Here is a 17820-nt window from a genome sequence, read left to right as displayed (position 1 = left end):
ACCGGTTCAACTTTTGGCCGTTCAAACCTCACTCCCTTTCGAAGAAGCCGCGGTCCGCGCGAAGGTCTCATCGCCTTTGCGCGCGCTGCCGGTGAGGGAGGGCCACTGGGACGAACTGCGCGACGAATCGGGCCAGTTGCGTCCCATCTGGCGGCGCTTCTTCGATCTGCTCGGCGACGAAGGCATCGCCGGTCTCGATCACGCCGTCGATTCCATCGCGCAGCAGGTGCGCGACAACGACATCAGCTACAACGTCTACGCGGATAACGGCGAGCCGCGTCCGTGGGCGCTGGACCTTCTGCCGTTCCTCATCGACGAAGGCGAGTGGGCGAAGCTGGAACGCGCGATCAAACAGCGCGCGACCCTGCTCAACGCCATCGTGAAGGATGTCTACGGGCCGCAGACGCTACTGCACGAAGGCTTCCTGCCGCCTGCGATGGTCTTCGGCCACCCCGGCTACCTGCGCTCGGTGAAGGGCTTCGTGCCGCCGGGCGGTCAGTACCTGCAACTCGTCGCGGTGGATCTCGCGCGCGCGCCGAGCGGCGAGTGGGTCATCATGGCGCATCGCACCGAGGCGCCGTCGGGGCTCGGTTATGCCCTGGAGAACCGGCTGATCGTGGCGGGCGTCTTCGCCGACCCGTTCCGTTCGATGCGCGTGCAGCGCCTCGCGCCGTTCTATTCGCGGCTGATCGCATCGCTCGTCGAAGGCGGGCGCGCGACGATGCGCGGCGAGGAAGGCTCGCCGCATATCGCGCTGCTTACGCCGGGGCCGTTCAGCGAAACCTTCTTCGAGCACGCGTTCCTTGCGCGCTATCTCGGCGTGACGCTCGTCGAAGGCAAGGACCTGACCGTGCGCGACGACAAGCTCTTTCTCAAGACCTTCGCCGGACTGGAGCGCGTGCACGTGCTGCTGCGGCGTCTCGACGACGCGTTCTGCGATCCCGTCGAACTGCGCGCGGATTCGAGCATCGGCGTGCCGGGTCTCTTGCAGGTGATGCGCGCGGGCAACGTGATGGTGTCGAACGTGCCGGGCTCCGGCTTCGTCGAATCGCCGGCGCTGCATGGCTTCCTGCCCGCGATCTCGCATTCGCTGCTGGGCGAGCGGCTCGAACTACCGAGCGTGCCGACGTGGTGGTGCGGAGAGGCGGCGGCGCGCGAGGCGGCGCTCGAATCGCTCGACGAAGCATTCGTGATTCCGACGTGGCCGGGCGTCGAGATGAACGGGCGCAGTCCGCGCGGTTTCGGCGACGGCTTGCAGCCGCTCGCCAAGTGGGAAAAGCGCATCGAGGCGATGCCGGATGCCTTCACGATCCAGGAACTGTTTCCCGGCTCGCACGCGCCGCGATACGAGGAGAGCACGATCGCCGGGCGTTCCAGCGTGCTGCGCGTCTACGCGATCGCCGACATGGAAGGCGGCTGGTCCGTGATGCCGGGCGGCTTCACGCGCCTCGGCGCGGAACGGCAGCCGTCGGTATCGATGCAATATGGCAGCAGCAGCGTCGATACGTGGGTGCTGTCGAGCCATCCGAGTTCGACGCTCTCGCTGCTGCCCACGCCGATGACGCCCGACGACCTCGCGCGCAAGCACCGCACGGTGTCGAGCCGCGCCGCGGAGAACCTGTTCTGGGCCGGCCGTTATGGCGAGCGCGCGGAGAACAACACGCGGCTGATGCGCGTGATTCTTTCGTCGCTGGAGAGCAACGACGCGGAAGGCTTGCTCGACACGATGGTCGATCTCGCCTGGCAGTGTGGCCTCTTGCCGCCGGGCGCGCCGCGTAGCGGCTATACGTCGGCGTCGCTCGAACGGATGCTCGTCGCGAACCTCGGCGAAGGCAGCGCGGCGTCGAGCATCGGGCAGAACCTCGCGAGCCAGGCGCGCGCGAGCGGCGAGATTCGCGGGCGCCTCTCGACCGATCACTGGCGCACGATTCTCGCGGCGCGCAACGATTTCCGCGATGCGATCCAGGCGCTGCATCCGGTGCGCGGCATCGAGCGCTACGACCGCGTGCTGCTCACGCGCACGCTCGAAACGCTCTCGTCGCAACTGCTCGCGATCAGCGGCGCGCAGGGCGACCGCATGACGCGCGACGAAGCGTGGCGGCTGATTTTTGCGGGGCGGCACATCGAACGTGTCGCGACGATGGCGACCTTCCTGCGCACGGCGGCGAAGCATCGGCAGATCGCGACGCCCGGCGGCTTCGATCTGCTGCTGCAACTTTTCGACAGCACGCTGACGTATCGCTCGCTCTACCCGGGACGCTTCGAAGTGCCGCCGCTGATCGACCTGCTGGTGGTCGAGCCGACCAATCCGCGCGGTCTCTATGGCGTGTACAAGCGCCTGTGCACGAAGCTCGTCGAGATTTCACAGGCGGCCGGGCGCGGCGCGCACAGCGATTTCAGCGCGGCGACGCGGCATGCGGCGTCGCTGCGCAATCTCGAAGCGCTTTGCACGACCGACGCCGGCGGCATGCACGCCGAACTCGTCGCCGCATGCGACGAACTGGAAGCGCAGGTGAGCGCGGCCGCGCATGAAATCAGCGCGCGCTACTTCAGCCACGCGAAGACGCAATCGCTGCAGGTGTCGTCGTGACGATCGAAAAGGCCGTGTTGTCGGTGTCGCACCGGACGACTTACCGCTACTCCACCTACGTCGAAACGGCGCAGCATCTCGCGACGATTCGTCCGCAGAACACGGCGTGGCAGCGCGTGATCGCGCATGAGGAGAGCATCGAGCCGGCGCCGTCGTACATCAACAGCCGCGTCGATGCGTTCGGCAACGACGTGCTGTATTTTTCGCTGGAGTCGCCGCACCGGTCGTTGCAGATGATCAGCGAGACGACGGTGGAGTTGACGCCGCGCTGGGCGTCGCTCGATCCGGCCGCGACCCCGACTTGGGACACGGTCGCGGCGAGCACGCGTTATTTCGCCGGCGCGCCGTTCGTGCCGGAGACGGAGTTCTGCTTCGCGTCGCCGAATATCGGCTTGCGGCAGGACTTGCAGGAATACGGGCTCGTCAGTTTTACGCCGGGGCGTCCGCTCGCCGAAGGCGCGATCGATTTGATGCATCGCATTTATGCCGACTTCGAGTACCGGCCGCTTTCCACTTCATACGATACGCCCGCGCATCAGGCGTTCGAACTGAAGAGCGGGGTGTGTCAGGACTTTGCGCAGGTGATGATCGGCTGCATGCGGGCGATCGGCCTGCCCGCGCGGTATGTGAGCGGCTATCTGCGCAACGATCCGCCGCCGGGGCAGGTGAAGCTCATTGGCGCGGATGCCTCGCACGCGTGGGTGTCGGTGTTTTGCCCGGGCAGCGGGTGGATCGATCTCGATCCGACCAACGACGTGCTCGCCGATCTGGATCACATCACGCTCGCGATCGGGCGAGACTATAGCGATGTGTCGCTGCTGCGCGGGCTTATTCTTGGGGGCGGGTCGCATCGCGTGGATGTGGGAGTGACGGTGCTTGGGATCGACGGTGACGGTTCCAATCCCGAGATCGAACCCTAGACCCTACGCCACCGCCAGCCCCTGCCGCATCGTGCCCTTCCGCAGAAACCCACGCACCAGTTCATGCGCCTGCTGCTTATGCGCGGCCTGCCAACTCGCCGCGAGCATGTCGGTATCGAACATCCGCGAGAGCGTATACGCATTCGACTTGTGAAAATAAGCGAGGCTGACGAGCGTGACATACAGATGCAGAGGATCGATGCCACGGCGCAACGTCCCGCCCATTTCCCCGCGCCGGATCAGCCTGCGCAATTTATCGAGCACCGGCGACGACATCGCCTGAATCACTTTCGAGAGCTTCAGATACCGCGCCCGGTTCAGGTTCTCCCACGAAAGCAGGCAAAGCAATTCGCGGTGCGCGGAAAAATGTGCTTCGGTGAAGTCGTAAAGCTGGATGATGCCGGCAGCGGGATCGACGGTATGCACGTCGAGTGTGACCGCGAGTTCCGCCTCGCGCAGCCGTGCGAGCACATGCTCCAGCACTTCGACGTACAGCTTCTCCTTCCCGCCGAAGTAGTGATAAATCATCCGGATGTTGACCTTCGACCGGCTCGCGATCGTCTCGACCCGCGCGCCGCTATAACCCTTGTCCGCGAATTCGCGGATCGCGATCTTCAGCATCCGCTCGCGCGTCTTGCTCGCGAGTTGCTGGCGACGGGTGGTCGGCGCAGCCGGCGGATCGGCGCCGAGCGCTTTAGCAGACGATGACGGCTTCTTGCTAGGCATGGACAGTGTCGAATGGTTGAGCGGACGGGAATCGGTGCAGATCGATGCACGTCGATGATCTCGGCGATGGTACTCCGTCCGAGCTCATCGTCGAAACGGCTGCGTCAGCGCGGGCGGCGCGGTCTGCCGCCCGATCAGCCCCGCCACCGCGACGAGCGCGAGCAGGTACGGAAGCATGATGAGCAGCGCAGTCGGCACGTGAATGCCGAACATCGGCAACTGGAACTGCATCGCGGTCGCGGCTCCGAAGAGCAGGCACGCGAGCGCGGTGCGCCCGATCTTCCAGTTGCCGAAGATGATCGCGGCGATCGCGAGATAGCCGGTCCCGTTCGTCATGCCTTCGGTGAACGTGTGGATGTCGCCGATGGAGATGAAGCAGCCCGCCGCCGCCGACATCACGCCCGAAAACACCACCGCGCCATAGCGCAGGCACGCGACCGACAAGCCCGACTGATCGACCGCGCGCGGCGCGACGCCCGCCGCATGCAGCGCGATGCCGAGCGCGGTGCGCCGCATCACGATGGACGTCGCGATCAGCACGGCGAGTCCCGCATACAGCAGCCACACCTGATGGAACACGGGTTCGCCGATCACCGGCAAGTGTCCGAGCCCCGGCGGCGACCAGCGCGACAGCCCGGGAATCACGGCGCTCGAGCGCTCGCCGAACACTTGGCGATACGCGAGCGTCGTGCCGCCGAGCGCCAGGATGTTGATGCCGATGCCAGTCACGATCTGGTTCGCGCGCAGCGTGATGCTCAGGAACGCCTGCAACAGCGCAAGCGGAATCACGCCGAGCACGCCGCACACGAGACCGATCCCCGGATTGCCGGTCAGCCAGGAAAACGTCGCGCCGAGGAACGCACCGGTCAGCATCATGCCTTCGACGCTCATGTTGAGCACGCCCGCGCGCTCGCTGATGAGTTCGCCCGTCGCGGCGAGCATCATCGGCGCGGCGAGGCGGATGGAAGCGCCCGCGAAGACCGCCAGAAGCTCGATGTTCATTGCCGCGCTCCCTTGCGTTCGAGCCACATCGCGCCGCCTGCCAGCGCGACCGTGACGATGCCCTGCACGATCAGCACCAGCGCCGAGGGCACCGATGCGACCATTTCCATGTTGATGCCGCCCGAGCGCAGGAAGCCGAAGAGCAGCGCGGCAGCGAACACGCCGACGATCGAGTCGCGCGCCAGCAAGCCGACCACGAGCCCGTCGAAGCCATAGCCCGACGAAAAGCCCGCCTTCAGCGAATACTGGTCGCCTTGCAGCATCAGCGCGCCCGCAAGGCCGCCGAACGCACCGGCGAGCGAGAGCGCGCCGACCAGCGCCGACGTGATCGGCAGACCGGCACGCCGCGCCGCGACCGGGTTCAGTCCGGCGGCGCGCAGGCACAACCCGAAGCGCGTGCGCCGGAGCATCACGGCGGAGGCGACCGCCAGCACGAGTGTGAGCGGCAATCCGATGGTGAGGTTCATGCCGCTCGCGGCGAGCACGGCGGGCAGCTTGGCCGCGTCCGGAATGTCGAGCGATTCGGGCAGCGTGGCGCCGCTCGTCATCGGCTGGCGCAGGAGGGCTTCGCTCTGCACACACCAGTAGAGCAACCACACGGCGATGAACGACAGCAAGAGCGTGCTGATCACCTCATTAGTGCCGGCCTTCGCCTTCAGCAGGCCCGGCACGCCGCCCCAGACCGCGCCCGCGGCGGCCGCGGTCAGCATCGGCACGGCGAACGAGAGGCCGAACGGCAGATGCGCGCATCCGCCGTAGAGGCTCATCGCGGTGGCCGCAATGCCGCCGATCGCAATCTGCCCTTCGCCGCCGACGTTCGTGAGCCGCGCTCGGTTCGCGATCACGAAGCCCGTGCCGACGAGCGCGAATGCAAGACTCCGGTTGATCGACGCGCCAATGGCGTAAGGCGAGCCCCAAGCGCCGTCGGCGAAGGCGGCGATCGCATCGCGGATCGGCACGCCGACTACCGCGATCAACAGCAACGCCGCGACGAGCGCGAGCGCAACCGATGCGCCGACCACGAGTGCGACGCGCACTTGCGGCGAAGCGTTGCCGTCGCCGCGCCTGAAGCGCAACCGCGAAAGCGTGCCATGCAGATTCAGATCGGGATTCATGCGGTGTCTCCCGAGCCCGCCATCCATGCGCCGATGCGTCCGCGATTGGCCGCATCGGGCGTGCAACTGCCCATGATGCGTCCGCGATACAGCACGACGATGCGATCGGCGACGCTCATCAGTTCGTCGAGTTCGGATGAGATCAGCAGTACGCCGACGCCGCGTTCACGCGCCGCGCGGATGTGCGTGTAGACAGCGGCGACCGCGCCGACATCGAGACCGCGCGTCGGTTGCGCGGCGAGCAGGAAGACGAGCGGATCGAGCGTCAGTTCGCGCGCGAGCACCGCCTTCTGCTGGTTGCCGCCCGAGAGGCCGCCGAACAGCGCGTCGGGTCCGCTTGCGCGTACGTCGAAGCGTGTCATCAGTTCCAGCGCGGCGGCACGCATCGCGCGTCGTCGCAGGAAGCCGTACTGCGTGTAACGGTCGAGGTGATTGATGAGCAGGTTGTCGGCGAGACTCATGCCCGTCACGCAGCCGACCGCGTGCCGGTCTTCGGGCACGATGCCGACGCCCGCGCGCGTCAGTTCGCGCGGGCTTGCGTTCGTCATGTCGCGGCCCGCGATGAAGAAGCGTCCCGCCGCCGCCGGCATCATGCCCGCGAGCACGGCGCCGAGTTCGCTTTGACCATTGCCTTCGACGCCCGCAATGCCGACGATCTCGCCGCGATTCACGACGAGCGTGCAGTCCGACAAGCGCGCGACGCCCTCGGCATCGCGGGCGGAAAGGCCGTCGATCTGCAGGACTTCGTCGTCGAGCGGGCGCGAGTAGGGCGAGGTCGCGCGAAGTTGCGCGAGCGAGAGGCGGCTCGCCATGTCTTCGCTGTCGTCCGGCGCTTCGGCGCGATGGATCATCGCGTGCACGAGATGATCGATGTCGGTCGAAGGCGACGCCGAGCGCGCGACGACGCGTCCCGATTGCAGCACGGTCGCATGCGTTGCGATGCGGCAGATTTCCTTCAGCTTGTGCGTGACGAGCACCACCGCGCAACCGCGTTCGGCGACGCGCGCGCAGGTATCGAGCAACGCGTCGATCTCGGCGGGCAGCAGCACGGCGGTGGGTTCGTCGAGGAGCAGCAGGCGCGGCTCGCGCATCAGGCACTTGACGATCTCGACACGCTGACGCTCGCCCACCGACAGGTCGGCGATGCGCACGTCTAGCGCGAGATCGAGGCCGACGCTCGCGAGCACCGCCTGCACTTCCTTCGTGCGCGCCGCGCGATCGAGAAAGCCGCGCGACTGGCCGAGCAAAAGATTGTCGAGCACGCTCGCGTCGTCGACGAGGCTGAAGTGCTGATGAACCATCGCGATGCCGGCGCCAAGCGCCTCGCGCGGATTGCGCGGCCGGTACGGGGCGCCATCGACGCGCATCGTGCCCGCGTCCGGCTGATGCACGCCGAAAATCACGTTGCAGAGCGTCGACTTGCCCGCGCCGTTCTCGCCGATCAGGCAATGCACGTCGCCGGGCATCAGGCCGAGCGAGACGTCGTCGAGCGCCTGGAACGCGCCGAAGCGCTTGCCGATGCCCGCGAGCGAGAGGATCGGCGCCGCGTTCGTGCGCGGCGCGAGGGCGGCGGCGTTCATCCTTCGGAGACCTTGATCTTGCCGCTCAGGATGTCGTCTTCGATCTGCTTGATTCTGGCCTGCATCGCGGGCGTCGTCTGGCATACGGCCATGGCTGACGCCTTCGGTCCCATCGCTAGACCGAACGCCTTGTAGCCCGGCTGCCACGATCCTTTTTCGAGTTGTTCGATCGCGTATTGCGCCTGGTAGCCGACGCCCGTGATGCTATAGGCGACATAGAGCGCGTCGCTGCCGCAGCGGTCCGTATAGCTGCCGATGATGTGCGTGTTCTTTTCCTTCGCCGCCTGTTCGAGGCCGCGCAGGCCGAGGTTCAGGATGTGATAGTGGACGTCGGCGCCTTGCGCGATGGCCGCGGCGGTCGCTTCGCGCGCCTTCGCGACGTTGTCGAAGTCGCCGGTGTAGCTCTCGAAGTACTTGATCTTCGGATTGATGTAGCGCGCGCCGTTGCCGAACTCCTTGCCCGCGTTGACGATCGACGGAATCTCCATGCCGCCCACGTAGCTGACCGCATTCGACTTCGACAGCATCGCGGCCGTGGCGCCCGCGACGAACGCGATCTCGGCCTGCTTCACGTCATAGCCCGCGACGTTCGGCGGCATCGTCTCGCCCTTGCTGCCGCCGACGATGGAGAACTTCACGTTGGGAAAGCGCTTGGCGACCTTCAGCACCGCGGCCTGCGTCTGCCCGCCGACACCGATCACGAGCTGGTTCTTCGTCGCGAGATTCGTGAGCGCCTGCTCCATGTCCGCGTAGTTGATGTTCTCGATGATCTGCGTCTTCAGCTTCGGGCCGAATTCCTTCTGCGCGGCGACGACGCCGTCGTAGCCCGATTCCATCCATCCCTTGTCGGTCTTCGAGCCCGGGATCAGCACGCCGACGCGCATCGCTTCGTCGGCGGCACGCGCTTTCGTGATGAAGAACGCGGGCGCGCTGATCGCGATCAATGCCACGACGATGACGGTTCGCGCGACGAAGCGGCGGTGACGAACGCGCGGCGACGGTTGTTGTGATCCAGTCATCACTGGCACTCCTTTTGCGTTGGATTTGGGTAAGTAGGTTATTCATGAACAAATCGTCAATGCAACTTCGATGCCATGCACGCCTGACGATGCAATGCATGGAAGACGAAACGTGCGATGAGCGATGCGCGTGAAGGCTGCATCGACGCATCGTGGAAGCCAGCCGCTTCTGTTCCATTTCCCTTTGAGGCACGCTTTGGAGAACACCTTGGAAAACGGCGAAAATCCCGATACGACAGCGCTTTCCGGCGCACTCGGCGTCTTCGCGCAGACGCGCTGGAGCGCCACGCAGACGCTCGTCGACATGGCGCCGGCGACGCCTTCGCCACGCCTCGCGACGCTCGATTCGGAGCCGCAGCGCGTGCGCTTCGACATCGAGAAAGCAGCGATCGTCGTGATCGATATGCAGAATGACTTCTGCACCAAAGGCGGATGGGTTGCCCATCTTGGGGGCGACTACGAAGCGGATCGCGCGCCGATTGCACCATTGCAGCGCCTGCTGCCGATCGCACGTCGGCAAGGCGTGCCGGTGATCTGGGTGAACTGGGGCAATCGTCCGGATCTCGCGAACATGCCGCCGAATCAAATCCATTTGTACAAGCCGACGGGTATGGGCATCGGCCTCGGCGAGCCGCTTCCCGGGCACGGCGCGCATGTGCTCGAAAAGGATTCGTGGGCGGCGGCGGTCGTCGATGAACTCGCGCCCGAGCCGCAGGACATCCGCGTCGACAAGTACCGCATCAGCGGCTTCTGGGATACGCCGCTCGACAGCATCCTGCGCAACCTCGGCACGCGCACCGTGTTCTTCGCGGGCGTCAATACGGACCAGTGCGTGCTGCACACGCTCACCGACGCCAACTTCCTCGGCTATGGCTGCGTGATGTTGTCCGATTGCTGCGCGACATCGTCGCCGGCGTTCTGTACGGACGCGACCGTCTGGAACGTGAAGAAGTGCTTCGGCTTTGTCGCGACGTCTTCGCAACTGGCCGACGCATTGCAAGGAGAGACGCGATGAGCGCGTTCGTCCCCGGTGCGAGAGTGCGCATCGCGGCGACGTCGAGCGGTCCGCTCGACGGCTTGCGTTTCGCGGTCAAGGACCTGATCGACGTGGCGGGCGTCGTCACGGGCGGCGGGAATCCCGACTGGCTCGCGACGCACGCCGAGGCCGCGCGACATGCGCCGTCGGTGGCGGCACTGTTCGCGGCGGGCGCATCGGTCGACGGCAAGACGATCACCGACGAACTTGCGTACAGCCTCGAAGGCGTCAACGAGCACTACGGCACGCCGCTCAATCCACGCTGGCCGCATGCGTTGCCTGGCGGGTCGTCGAGCGGATCAGCGAGTGCGGTGGCGAGCGGCGAGGTCGATTTCGCGCTCGGCACCGATACCGGCGGTTCGGTGCGCGTGCCCGCCGCATTTTGCGGACTATGGGGCATCCGGCCGACGCACGATGCCGTATCGACTGAAGGCGTGTTGCCTTTTGCGCCCTGCTTCGACACGGTCGGATGGTTTGCGCGCTCGGGCGAGTTGCTCGCGCGCGTGGCGGACGTGCTGCTCGCGGGAACGGCGCCCGCCGATGTGCCGCCGCACCTGACGCGATGCGCGGAAGCGTTCGAGGCGCGCGCCGCGAACGAACCCGACGATGCGGCAACGCTTACGTCGCTGGCGGCAAGCGTCGGCGCGCACGACGAGATCAGCGTCTTTGACGGCGATGCCGCGCGATGGCTGCATTGCTACCAGCAGCTTCAGGACGATGCGATCCGCGCGTCGCTCGGCGGCTGGATCGACGCGACGTCACCGCGCTTCGGGCCCGCGATCGCATCGCGATTCGCGAGGCTCGCCCTGCTCGACGACGGTGAAGTCGCGCGCTGCCGCGTCTTGCGCTCGACGTTGGCGGCACGCATCGACGCGCTCGTGAGCCAGAGCGTCATCGTTCTGCCGACCACGCCGCTCGCGCTCATCGAGAAGAATGCGTCTGACGATCGCATCGGCGCGTTCTATCGCGATGCGCTGACGATGGACGCCATCGCCGCGCTCGCCGGTCTGCCGCAAGTGACCGTGCCGCTCGCGGACGAGCGTGATCGTCCACTGGCGTTGTCCTTCATCGGGCCGCGCGGAAGCGATCGTGCGCTGATCGCGCTCGTTCGCCACCTGTTTTCATCCATTGAGTAGAGGAGCCCAATGACCGACGACGTCAACACGCCGCCCGACCGGGCGACCGCCACCGCTTATGTCGATGCCGCGCTCGCGCTGCATTTTCCCTCGGTGACGGAAGCGGCCGCCGCGCGCGTGCATGAGCAGTTCGCGCGCATCGCGATGCTCGCGGGCCCGGTGCTGTCGTACCCGCTCGCCGCCGACGACGAACCCGCACCGGTGTACAGACCGTGACGGCCGCCCGCTATCCTCTCGATGCGCTCGGCATCGCGCGCGCGTATGCGCAGGGCGAATTCACTGCACGCGATCTGATCGAAGACACGTTTGGCCGCATTGCGATCGGCGACAAGCACGTCAATGCGTTCACGGCGCTCACGATGGAACGCGCGTTCGACGAAGCCGCGCAACTCGACGCTAAGCGTGCGAAAGGCGAGTTGCTGCCGCCGCTCGCGGGCGTGCCGTTCGCCGCGAAGAACCTGTTCGACGTGGCCGGGATCACGACTATCGCGGGGTCGCGCATACTGGCCGGCAACCCTCCCGCCAAGCGCGATTCGACGCTCGTGCGATGCATGCGCGAGCAGGGCGCGATCATGGTCGGCGCGCTCAACATGGATGAGTTCGCCTACGGCTTCACGACCGAGAACCATCACGCCGGACCGTGCCGCAATCCGCATGACCTGTCGCGCACGTCGGGCGGATCGTCGGGCGGCAGCGCGGCAGCGGTCGCCGCCGGCTTCGTGCCGGTCACGCTCGGCACCGATACGAACGGATCGGTGCGCGTGCCCGCGTCGCTCTGCGGTGTGTTCGGCGTCAAGCCGACCTATGGGCGCCTTTCGCGCCACGGCACGTTTCCGTTCGTCGCGAGCATCGATCACATGGGCGCGTTCGCGCGCAACATCGACGATCTCGCCGTGACCTACGACGCATTGCAGTACATCGATCCAGACGACCCTGCATGTTCCGCGCGCGCGATCGAGCCGGTCGGCGCATCGGATGGAAGCGGCGCGTTGCGTGTCGCGCGGCTGGGCGGCTACTTCGACGACAACGCAGGCGATGAAGCACGCGAGGTCGCGTTGTCGGCAGCGCGCGCGCTCGGCGCTCGGGAGACGACTGAGTTTCCCGAGGCGGCGGCCGCGCGCGGTGCGGCGTTCATGATCAGCGCGGCGGAAGGCGGCCAGTTGCATCTGCCGAGCCTGCGCTCGCGATACGACGAGCACGAACCGCTGTCGCGCGATCGTTTGATCGCGGGCGCCTTGCTGCCCGCTGCGTGGGTGTTGCAGGCGCAGCGCGTGCGCGCCGCGTTGCGCAAGCGGGTGCTTGAACTGTTCGAGCATTACGATGTGCTGATCGCGCCCGCGACGCCTGTCGTCGCTCCGCACATCGGGCAGGAGTTCATGGATGTGGGCGGCCAGCGTCTGGCGGCGCGTCCGAACCTCGGGCTGCTGACGCAGCCAATATCGTGTATCGGACTGCCGGTGGTTGCGGTGCCGATGCGCACGTCGACCGGTCTGCCGCTCGCCGTGCAGGTGATCGCGGCGCCTTGGCGCGAGGACCGTGCGTTCGAAGCGGCGCGCCGTCTGGTCGACGCGCAGCTTGCATGGTGTCCCGAACCGCCTTCGTTCCTGCGCTCAGGAGGCGCGCAATGAACGAGATCAATCGTCCCGACGTGCTCGCCGAAGTCGACGCGGCCTTTGATGCCTATGAAGAGGCGCTCGTTACCAACGACGTCGCCACGCTCGACGAACTCTTCTTCGATTCGCCTCACACGTTGCGTTATGGCGCAACGGAAAACCTCTACGGCTACGAGGCGATTCGCGCGTTCCGGGCGGCGCGTCCCGGTACAGCACTCGCGCGCACGATCACGGCGCGCGTCGTGACCTCTTACGGCGATGCGTTTGCCGTCGCGAACATCGAATTTCGTCGCGAAGGCGAACCGCGTATCGGACGTCAAAGCCAGACATGGATGAAGACGGCGGACGGCTGGCGCGTGGTGAGCGCGCACGTGAGCTGGATGGAGACGCGTTAAGCGCCCCCTACGAACGCGGCGCGTTAATTGATTACAGAGGACCCCCTTCCTATACTGCTCGCGCAGACTGGTAACTGTAAGAAAGATCGACCCGACTGCCTGTTCCGGATCGGCGCCCGCGCTGGGCGCCGTGCTGGTGCTCGTCCGTCGCCGCCGCTCTGACCAAGCGCGAAGGCGTCCGGTCTGCGATTACGCCACCGGAGATAGGCAATGAAAAAGTCCGTCCGATATGTCGGCGCGTGCGTGCTGTTCGCGCTCGCGGCTTCGCATCCCGTTCTTGCACAGGGCGACAAGGCAGTCGATGCAGCCAACGCCACCTGGAACAAGGCATTCAACAGCGGCGACGCGCACGCGCTCGCCGCGCTCTACGACCCGAAGGCGGTGGTGTCGCCTGGTAATGGCAAGTCGATCGAAGGTCGCGCGGAGATCGAAAAGCTCTTTAAGAGCTTCTTCGATGCGGGCGTCCACGATCACACCATCGAAGTCATTCAGGTGCGCCATAGCGGCAACACGATGTATCAGACGGCCAACTGGACCGCGGTCGCGGAAAAGGACGGCAAGAAGTCGCAGTACAAGGGCGTGCTGCTCAGCGTGATGAGCAAGGGCGCAGACGGCAAGTGGCACGTGACGGCGCATACATGGAACGCGATGCCGTGACGCTCGGATGATTGCATAGCGAACTAGTTTGACGCTTCTCCTGCTTGCGGATGGACAAAAGGAGGGCAATGCGGACGATTTGAAACCGATTGCTTCATGCCACGATGCGGCTTAAGATACTGTACGCATATACAGTATCGGTAGTGGGCATGGAGCTGTCGGAAAAACTCGAAATCCTCGCGGACGCGGCGAAATACGACGCGTCGTGCGCAAGCAGCGGCGCGCCCAAACGCGCGTCGCAGGGCATTGAAGGGCTTGGCGCGAGCACCGGTTCGGGCATCTGTCATAGCTTTACGCCCGATGGCCGTTGCGTCTCGCTGCTCAAGATTCTGCTGACGAATTTCTGTCTGTACGACTGCCAGTACTGCGTCAATCGCCGTTCGAGTAACGTGCCGCGTGCGCGCTTCACGCCAGAGGAAGTCGTCGGCCTTACGCTCGACTTTTATCGCCGCAATTACATCGACGGCCTCTTTCTCAGCTCGGGCGTGATCCGCTCGTCGGATTACACGATGGAGCAACTGGTGCGCGTCGCGAAGTCGCTGCGCGAGGAGCATCGTTTTCGCGGCTACATCCATCTGAAGACGATCCCCGACGCAGACCCCGAAATCATCGCTCAGGCGGGGCGCTATGCCGACCGACTGAGCGTCAACATCGAGCTGCCGACCGAGATCAGCCTCGAGAAGCTCGCCCCCGAAAAGAGCGGCCGCACGATCAAGCTTGCGATGGGAACGATCCGTCTCGCGCAGGAAGAGTCGGAAGCGGAGCCGCGCGCGCCGCGCTTCGCGCCGGCGGGGCAGAGCACGCAAATGATCGTCGGTGCCGACGAAACCGACGACCGCACTATTCTCGCCACCGCCGAGACGCTGTACGGATCGTATCGGCTCAAGCGTGTTTATTACTCGGCGTTCAGTCCGATTCCCGATAGTCCGTCGATCGTGCCCCTTAAGGCGCCGCCGCTTTTGCGCGAGCATCGTCTCTACCAGGCGGACTTTCTGATGCGCGGCTATGGCTTTTCCGCATCCGAACTGCTCGATGCGCCCGGCAATCTGCCGCTCGACGTCGATCCGAAGCTCGCTTGGGCGCTCGCGCATCGCGAGCGCTTCCCGGTCGATCTCAACGCGGCGCCGGTGCGCACGATCGCGCGTATTCCGGGCATCGGCATGCGCAATGCGAAGCGACTCGTCGAATTGCGGCGCTCGCGGCGTATTCGTTATGCCGATCTCGTCCGGCTGCGCTGCGGGATGGAGAAGGTCAAGCCTTTCGTCGTCACGCAGGATTACCGGCCGCCCGTTCGCGAGACATCGTCGGAACAGTTGAGGCGCGCGCTTTCTGCCGCGCCGGTGCAGCTCGCGTTGCTCTGATGAAGACGATCACGATAGACGACGAATTCGACGCGTGGCGCAGCGCGGCGCTAAGCGCGCTTTCGCAAGGACTCGCGCCGGAAGCGATCGAATGGCGTACTTCGCAGACTCACGCCGCCGAGCCGTCGCTGTTCGAACCTTCGGAGGCAGAGCGTCACGAAGCGCAATCGCACGCGCCGACCGTGCGCGTTTCAAAGGAACTGGCAACGCTCATCAAGGAGGCCGCGCACTTCAGCGATGCGCACCGCTGGAGCTTTCTCTATCGCGTGTTGTGGCGGTGGGCGCAGGGTGATCGTGCGGTCGCATCGGCCGCCGATGAAGACGGCGCGCGGCTGCATCGAATGGCGAAAGCGGTGCGACGCGCGCAGCACGACATGATCGCGTATGTGCGCTTCAGAAAGCGCGACGCTTCGCTCGGTTCGCCCGAGTATGTCGCGTGGTACGAGCCGGATCACGACGTCCTCGCCTGGGGTGCCGAACACTTCGCCAAGCGCATGGGCAAATCCACGTGGCTCATCACGACGCCCACGGGCGCCGCGATGTTCAATGGCGAGACGTTGCGGCTCGAGCGTCGTCATGCCTTCGCCGCCGATCACGTGAGCGACACGCCCGATTCCGCCGAAGCGCTCTGGCTCACCTACTACAAGAGCACCTTCAATCCAGCGCGTCTTAACGAAGACGCGCTTGAACTGCACATGCCGGTGCGCTTCTGGAAAGGCTTGCCGGAAGGCGCGCTCATCCCGCGCCTCGTCAGCGAGGCAAGAAGCGGCGCGCGGCGCATGGCGCAGGCAAGGGGCGTTGGCGCGCTCGGCGGAAAGTCGATCCCGGTGGAGGCGAGCGAAGCGCAGCCCGAACGCGACACGCCCACGTCGCTCGATGCCTGTCGCCGCTGCGATCTCTGGCGCACGGCCACGCAGGCAGTCGCGGGGCAGGGCAGCGAACGCGCGCGCATCATGCTGCTCGGCGAGCAGCCTGGCGATCAGGAGGATCTCAAGGGCGAACCGTTCGTCGGCCCTGCCGGCCGACTGCTCGACGACGCGATGCAACGGGCGGGCGTCGCGCGCCGCGACGTCTATCTGACCAACGCGGTCAAGCATTTCAAGTGGGAGCCGCGCGGCAAGCGGCGTCTGCACAAGACGCCGGGACAGCAGGAAGTCGATGCGTGCGCTTACTGGCTCGACAAGGAGTTGCGCACGGTCGATGCACGCGTGATCGTCACGCTCGGCGCAACCGCGCTCAATGCGCTTGTCGGCAAGGGCGCGAGCCTGCAGTCGCATCTCGGACGCGCGGTGCCGTTCGGCGACCGATGGATCGTCGCGACCTATCACCCGTCATATGCGCTGCGTCAGAACGACGACACGGCGCGCGAGCGCACCGTCGCTACGATCGTCGCAGCGCTGGAGGAAGCGCGCAGACTGGCCGGACAATGAACTAGGCCGACATCCCCCAGTTCGTCTCGACGAATGCCGCCAGATCGAGCGAATGGCGGCGCACGATGGCTTCCGCCAGTTCGCCGTCGCGCCGTTCGAGCGCGGCGATGATCTCTTCGTGATCGGCCATGGAACGCGACGCGCGGTCGCTTTGCGAAATCGTATGGCGACGGATCGCGCGCACGTGCGCAAAGATGTTGGAGAGCGTCTGCGAAATGACCTCCGACTTCGACAGCGTCACCACGGCCTGATGGAACGCGATGTTCGCGTCGGAATAATTGTCGATGTCGTCGGCGGGCGAGTGATCGTGGAAGTCATGGAACATCGCCCGCAGCGAGGCGATCTCCCCGTCGGTGGCGCGCTCGGCGGCAAGACGCGCCGCCATGCTTTCGAGCGCGGCCCACAGATGAATCATCTCGATGATCTCCGCGCGCGTCTTGCGCGTGATGTACACGCCGCGCCGCGGCACGGTCCGCAAAAATCCCTCTTGTTCGAGCAGCGTGATCGCCTCGCGTACCGGCGTGCGGCTCACGCCAAGCGCGGTCGTCAGCTTGCGTTCGTCAAGACGGATTTCCCGCTCCGAGCCGTAGATGTCCGCGTCGGCGATCGCCTGGCGCAGTTGGGTGTACGCCTGCTTGCGCAGCGGCGCGCTTGCGTCGATCGGTTCGAGCTTGCGTGCGATGGCGAGGAACGTGAGGTCCGCCTGCTCGTCGTAGGTCTCTGACATGGTCGTGTTCCTGCATTGATTCTGATCGGCAGACGAAGCGCGCCGCGCACTGGCTTTGCGGTGCGCGGCGCTTCTCTCAACGGCCTGACGAAGAAGCGGGACGCGCCTCCGCCGGGACCTCGAAGCTTGCGTTCTCGTACTCGAGCGCCGTGTTGTTGATCCAGCGCTTTCTCATCGGCGCGAGCAGGAACTTGGCCGCGATCGCCGCGGCGATCGAGATGCCCGCCGCGCAAATGAACACCGCGTTCCAGCCGCCCACCGCCGACAGCAGCGACGCCACCGGCACCAGCATCGAAGCCGTGCCCTTCGCCGTGTACAGCGTGCCGGCGTTCGCCGCGGCGTACTTGCTGCCGAAGGTATCGGCGCAGGTCGCCGGGAAGATCGAGAAAATCTCGCCCCAACACAGGAAGATCATCGCGGCGAAGAACATGAACAAATACGGGTTGTGGCCGAAGTACATCAGGCCGAGCAACGCCGCGCCTTCACCGAGAAAGATCACGAACATCGTGTTCT

General features: G+C 65.7%; 16 protein-coding genes and 1 pseudogene. 10 read left to right on the top strand and 7 right to left on the bottom strand.

From position 1 onward, the window contains the following. The first annotated feature begins 13 nt into the window (after positions 1-13). Positions 14-2590, top strand: coding sequence for a circularly permuted type 2 ATP-grasp protein (locus tag AWB66_RS09445; protein ID WP_087630038.1), 2577 nt, complete (start codon positions 14-16; stop codon positions 2588-2590). Further along, entirely contained in the window at positions 2587-3510 is a 924-nt protein-coding gene (locus tag AWB66_RS09440; protein WP_087630037.1) for a transglutaminase family protein, read from the top strand. The genes AWB66_RS09445 and AWB66_RS09440 overlap by 4 nt, the downstream gene beginning before the upstream one ends. Before the next feature lie 3 nt (positions 3511-3513). Here the strand turns inward: AWB66_RS09440 and AWB66_RS09435 are convergent, their stop codons facing one another. The 5 genes from AWB66_RS09435 to AWB66_RS09415 all read right to left on the bottom strand — a co-directional run bounded on the left by AWB66_RS09435 (position 3514) and on the right by AWB66_RS09415 (position 8955). Further along, positions 3514-4236, bottom strand: coding sequence for a TetR family transcriptional regulator (locus AWB66_RS09435; RefSeq protein WP_087630036.1), 723 nt, complete (start codon positions 4234-4236; stop codon positions 3514-3516). An 84-nt stretch (positions 4237-4320) separates the two neighbouring features. Continuing rightward, positions 4321-5238, bottom strand: coding sequence for an ABC transporter permease (locus tag AWB66_RS09430; RefSeq protein WP_087630035.1), 918 nt, complete (start codon positions 5236-5238; stop codon positions 4321-4323). Next, positions 5235-6353 (bottom strand): ABC transporter permease, encoded by a 1119-nt coding sequence (locus AWB66_RS09425; protein WP_087630034.1) that lies wholly within the window; start codon positions 6351-6353, stop codon positions 5235-5237. The genes AWB66_RS09430 and AWB66_RS09425 overlap by 4 nt, the downstream gene beginning before the upstream one ends. Further along, on the bottom strand, positions 6350-7933 hold the full coding sequence (locus AWB66_RS09420; protein ID WP_087630033.1) for an ABC transporter ATP-binding protein: 1584 nt from the start codon (positions 7931-7933) through the stop codon (positions 6350-6352). Before AWB66_RS09420 ends, AWB66_RS09425 begins: the two co-directional genes overlap by 4 nt. Beyond that, positions 7930-8955: a BMP family protein gene (locus tag AWB66_RS09415; protein WP_087630032.1), complete on the bottom strand. Its 1026-nt coding sequence runs from the start codon at positions 8953-8955 to the stop codon at positions 7930-7932. The genes AWB66_RS09420 and AWB66_RS09415 overlap by 4 nt, the downstream gene beginning before the upstream one ends. 205 nt (positions 8956-9160) lie before the next feature. Between AWB66_RS09415 and AWB66_RS09410 the strand changes: the two genes are divergently transcribed. The 8 genes from AWB66_RS09410 to AWB66_RS09375 all read left to right on the top strand — a co-directional run bounded on the left by AWB66_RS09410 (position 9161) and on the right by AWB66_RS09375 (position 16580). Continuing rightward, complete coding sequence (locus AWB66_RS09410; RefSeq protein ID WP_235021061.1) at positions 9161-9967, top strand: cysteine hydrolase family protein; 807 nt, start codon at positions 9161-9163, stop codon at positions 9965-9967. Continuing rightward, complete coding sequence (locus AWB66_RS09405) at positions 9964-11124, top strand: amidase (RefSeq protein WP_087630030.1); 1161 nt, start codon at positions 9964-9966, stop codon at positions 11122-11124. The genes AWB66_RS09410 and AWB66_RS09405 overlap by 4 nt, the downstream gene beginning before the upstream one ends. 9 nt (positions 11125-11133) lie before the next feature. Next, positions 11134-11340, top strand: coding sequence for a DUF4089 domain-containing protein (locus AWB66_RS09400; RefSeq protein WP_087630029.1), 207 nt, complete (start codon positions 11134-11136; stop codon positions 11338-11340). After that, on the top strand, positions 11337-12752 hold the full coding sequence (locus AWB66_RS09395; RefSeq protein WP_087630028.1) for an AtzE family amidohydrolase: 1416 nt from the start codon (positions 11337-11339) through the stop codon (positions 12750-12752). The genes AWB66_RS09400 and AWB66_RS09395 overlap by 4 nt, the downstream gene beginning before the upstream one ends. Then, on the top strand, positions 12749-13132 hold the full coding sequence (hpxZ, locus tag AWB66_RS09390; protein ID WP_087630027.1) for an oxalurate catabolism protein HpxZ: 384 nt from the start codon (positions 12749-12751) through the stop codon (positions 13130-13132). Before AWB66_RS09395 ends, hpxZ begins: the two co-directional genes overlap by 4 nt. Positions 13133-13342: 210 nt before the next feature. Continuing rightward, complete coding sequence (locus tag AWB66_RS09385; protein WP_087630026.1) at positions 13343-13789, top strand: YybH family protein; 447 nt, start codon at positions 13343-13345, stop codon at positions 13787-13789. A gap of 149 nt (positions 13790-13938) precedes the next feature. Next, positions 13939-15150 (top strand): putative DNA modification/repair radical SAM protein, encoded by a 1212-nt coding sequence (locus tag AWB66_RS09380; protein WP_087630025.1) that lies wholly within the window; start codon positions 13939-13941, stop codon positions 15148-15150. Further along, positions 15150-16580 (top strand): UdgX family uracil-DNA binding protein, encoded by a 1431-nt coding sequence (locus AWB66_RS09375; RefSeq protein ID WP_087630024.1) that lies wholly within the window; start codon positions 15150-15152, stop codon positions 16578-16580. Before AWB66_RS09380 ends, AWB66_RS09375 begins: the two co-directional genes overlap by 1 nt. 1 nt (position 16581) lies before the next feature. Here AWB66_RS09375 and AWB66_RS09370 read toward each other — a convergent pair whose 3' ends face one another. Beyond that, positions 16582-17307: a GntR family transcriptional regulator gene (locus AWB66_RS09370; RefSeq protein WP_087630023.1), complete on the bottom strand. Its 726-nt coding sequence runs from the start codon at positions 17305-17307 to the stop codon at positions 16582-16584. Between the two features lie 76 nt (positions 17308-17383). Beyond that, positions 17384-17820 (bottom strand): annotated as a pseudogene (locus tag AWB66_RS09365) (oxalate/formate MFS antiporter); the annotation flags it as partial.

Source organism: Caballeronia telluris (assembly GCF_001544495.1).
Taxonomy (GTDB): Bacteria; Pseudomonadota; Gammaproteobacteria; order Burkholderiales; family Burkholderiaceae; genus Caballeronia; species Caballeronia telluris.
Note: the sequence above shows the minus strand (reverse complement) of the source record. Positions and strands in the feature narration are given on the sequence as shown.

Bases quoted from the DNA above. Each gene is read 5' to 3' on its own strand.
- AWB66_RS09370 (WP_087630023.1), bottom strand. From the start codon at position 17,307: ATGTCAGAGACCTACGACGAGCAGGCGGACCTCACGTTCCTCGCCATC.
- AWB66_RS09425 (WP_087630034.1), bottom strand. From the start codon at position 6,353: ATGAATCCCGATCTGAATCTGCATGGCACGCTTTCGCGGTTGCGCTTC.
- AWB66_RS09380 (WP_087630025.1), top strand. From the start codon at position 13,939: ATGGAGCTGTCGGAAAAACTCGAAATCCTCGCGGACGCGGCGAAATAC.
- AWB66_RS09400 (WP_087630029.1), top strand. From the start codon at position 11,134: ATGACCGACGACGTCAACACGCCGCCCGACCGGGCGACCGCCACCGCT.
- AWB66_RS09435 (WP_087630036.1), bottom strand. From the start codon at position 4,236: ATGCCTAGCAAGAAGCCGTCATCGTCTGCTAAAGCGCTCGGCGCCGAT.
- hpxZ (WP_087630027.1), top strand. From the start codon at position 12,749: ATGAACGAGATCAATCGTCCCGACGTGCTCGCCGAAGTCGACGCGGCC.
- AWB66_RS09385 (WP_087630026.1), top strand. From the start codon at position 13,343: ATGAAAAAGTCCGTCCGATATGTCGGCGCGTGCGTGCTGTTCGCGCTC.
- AWB66_RS09430 (WP_087630035.1), bottom strand. From the start codon at position 5,238: ATGAACATCGAGCTTCTGGCGGTCTTCGCGGGCGCTTCCATCCGCCTC.
- AWB66_RS09420 (WP_087630033.1), bottom strand. From the start codon at position 7,933: ATGAACGCCGCCGCCCTCGCGCCGCGCACGAACGCGGCGCCGATCCTC.
- AWB66_RS09375 (WP_087630024.1), top strand. From the start codon at position 15,150: ATGAAGACGATCACGATAGACGACGAATTCGACGCGTGGCGCAGCGCG.
- AWB66_RS09405 (WP_087630030.1), top strand. From the start codon at position 9,964: ATGAGCGCGTTCGTCCCCGGTGCGAGAGTGCGCATCGCGGCGACGTCG.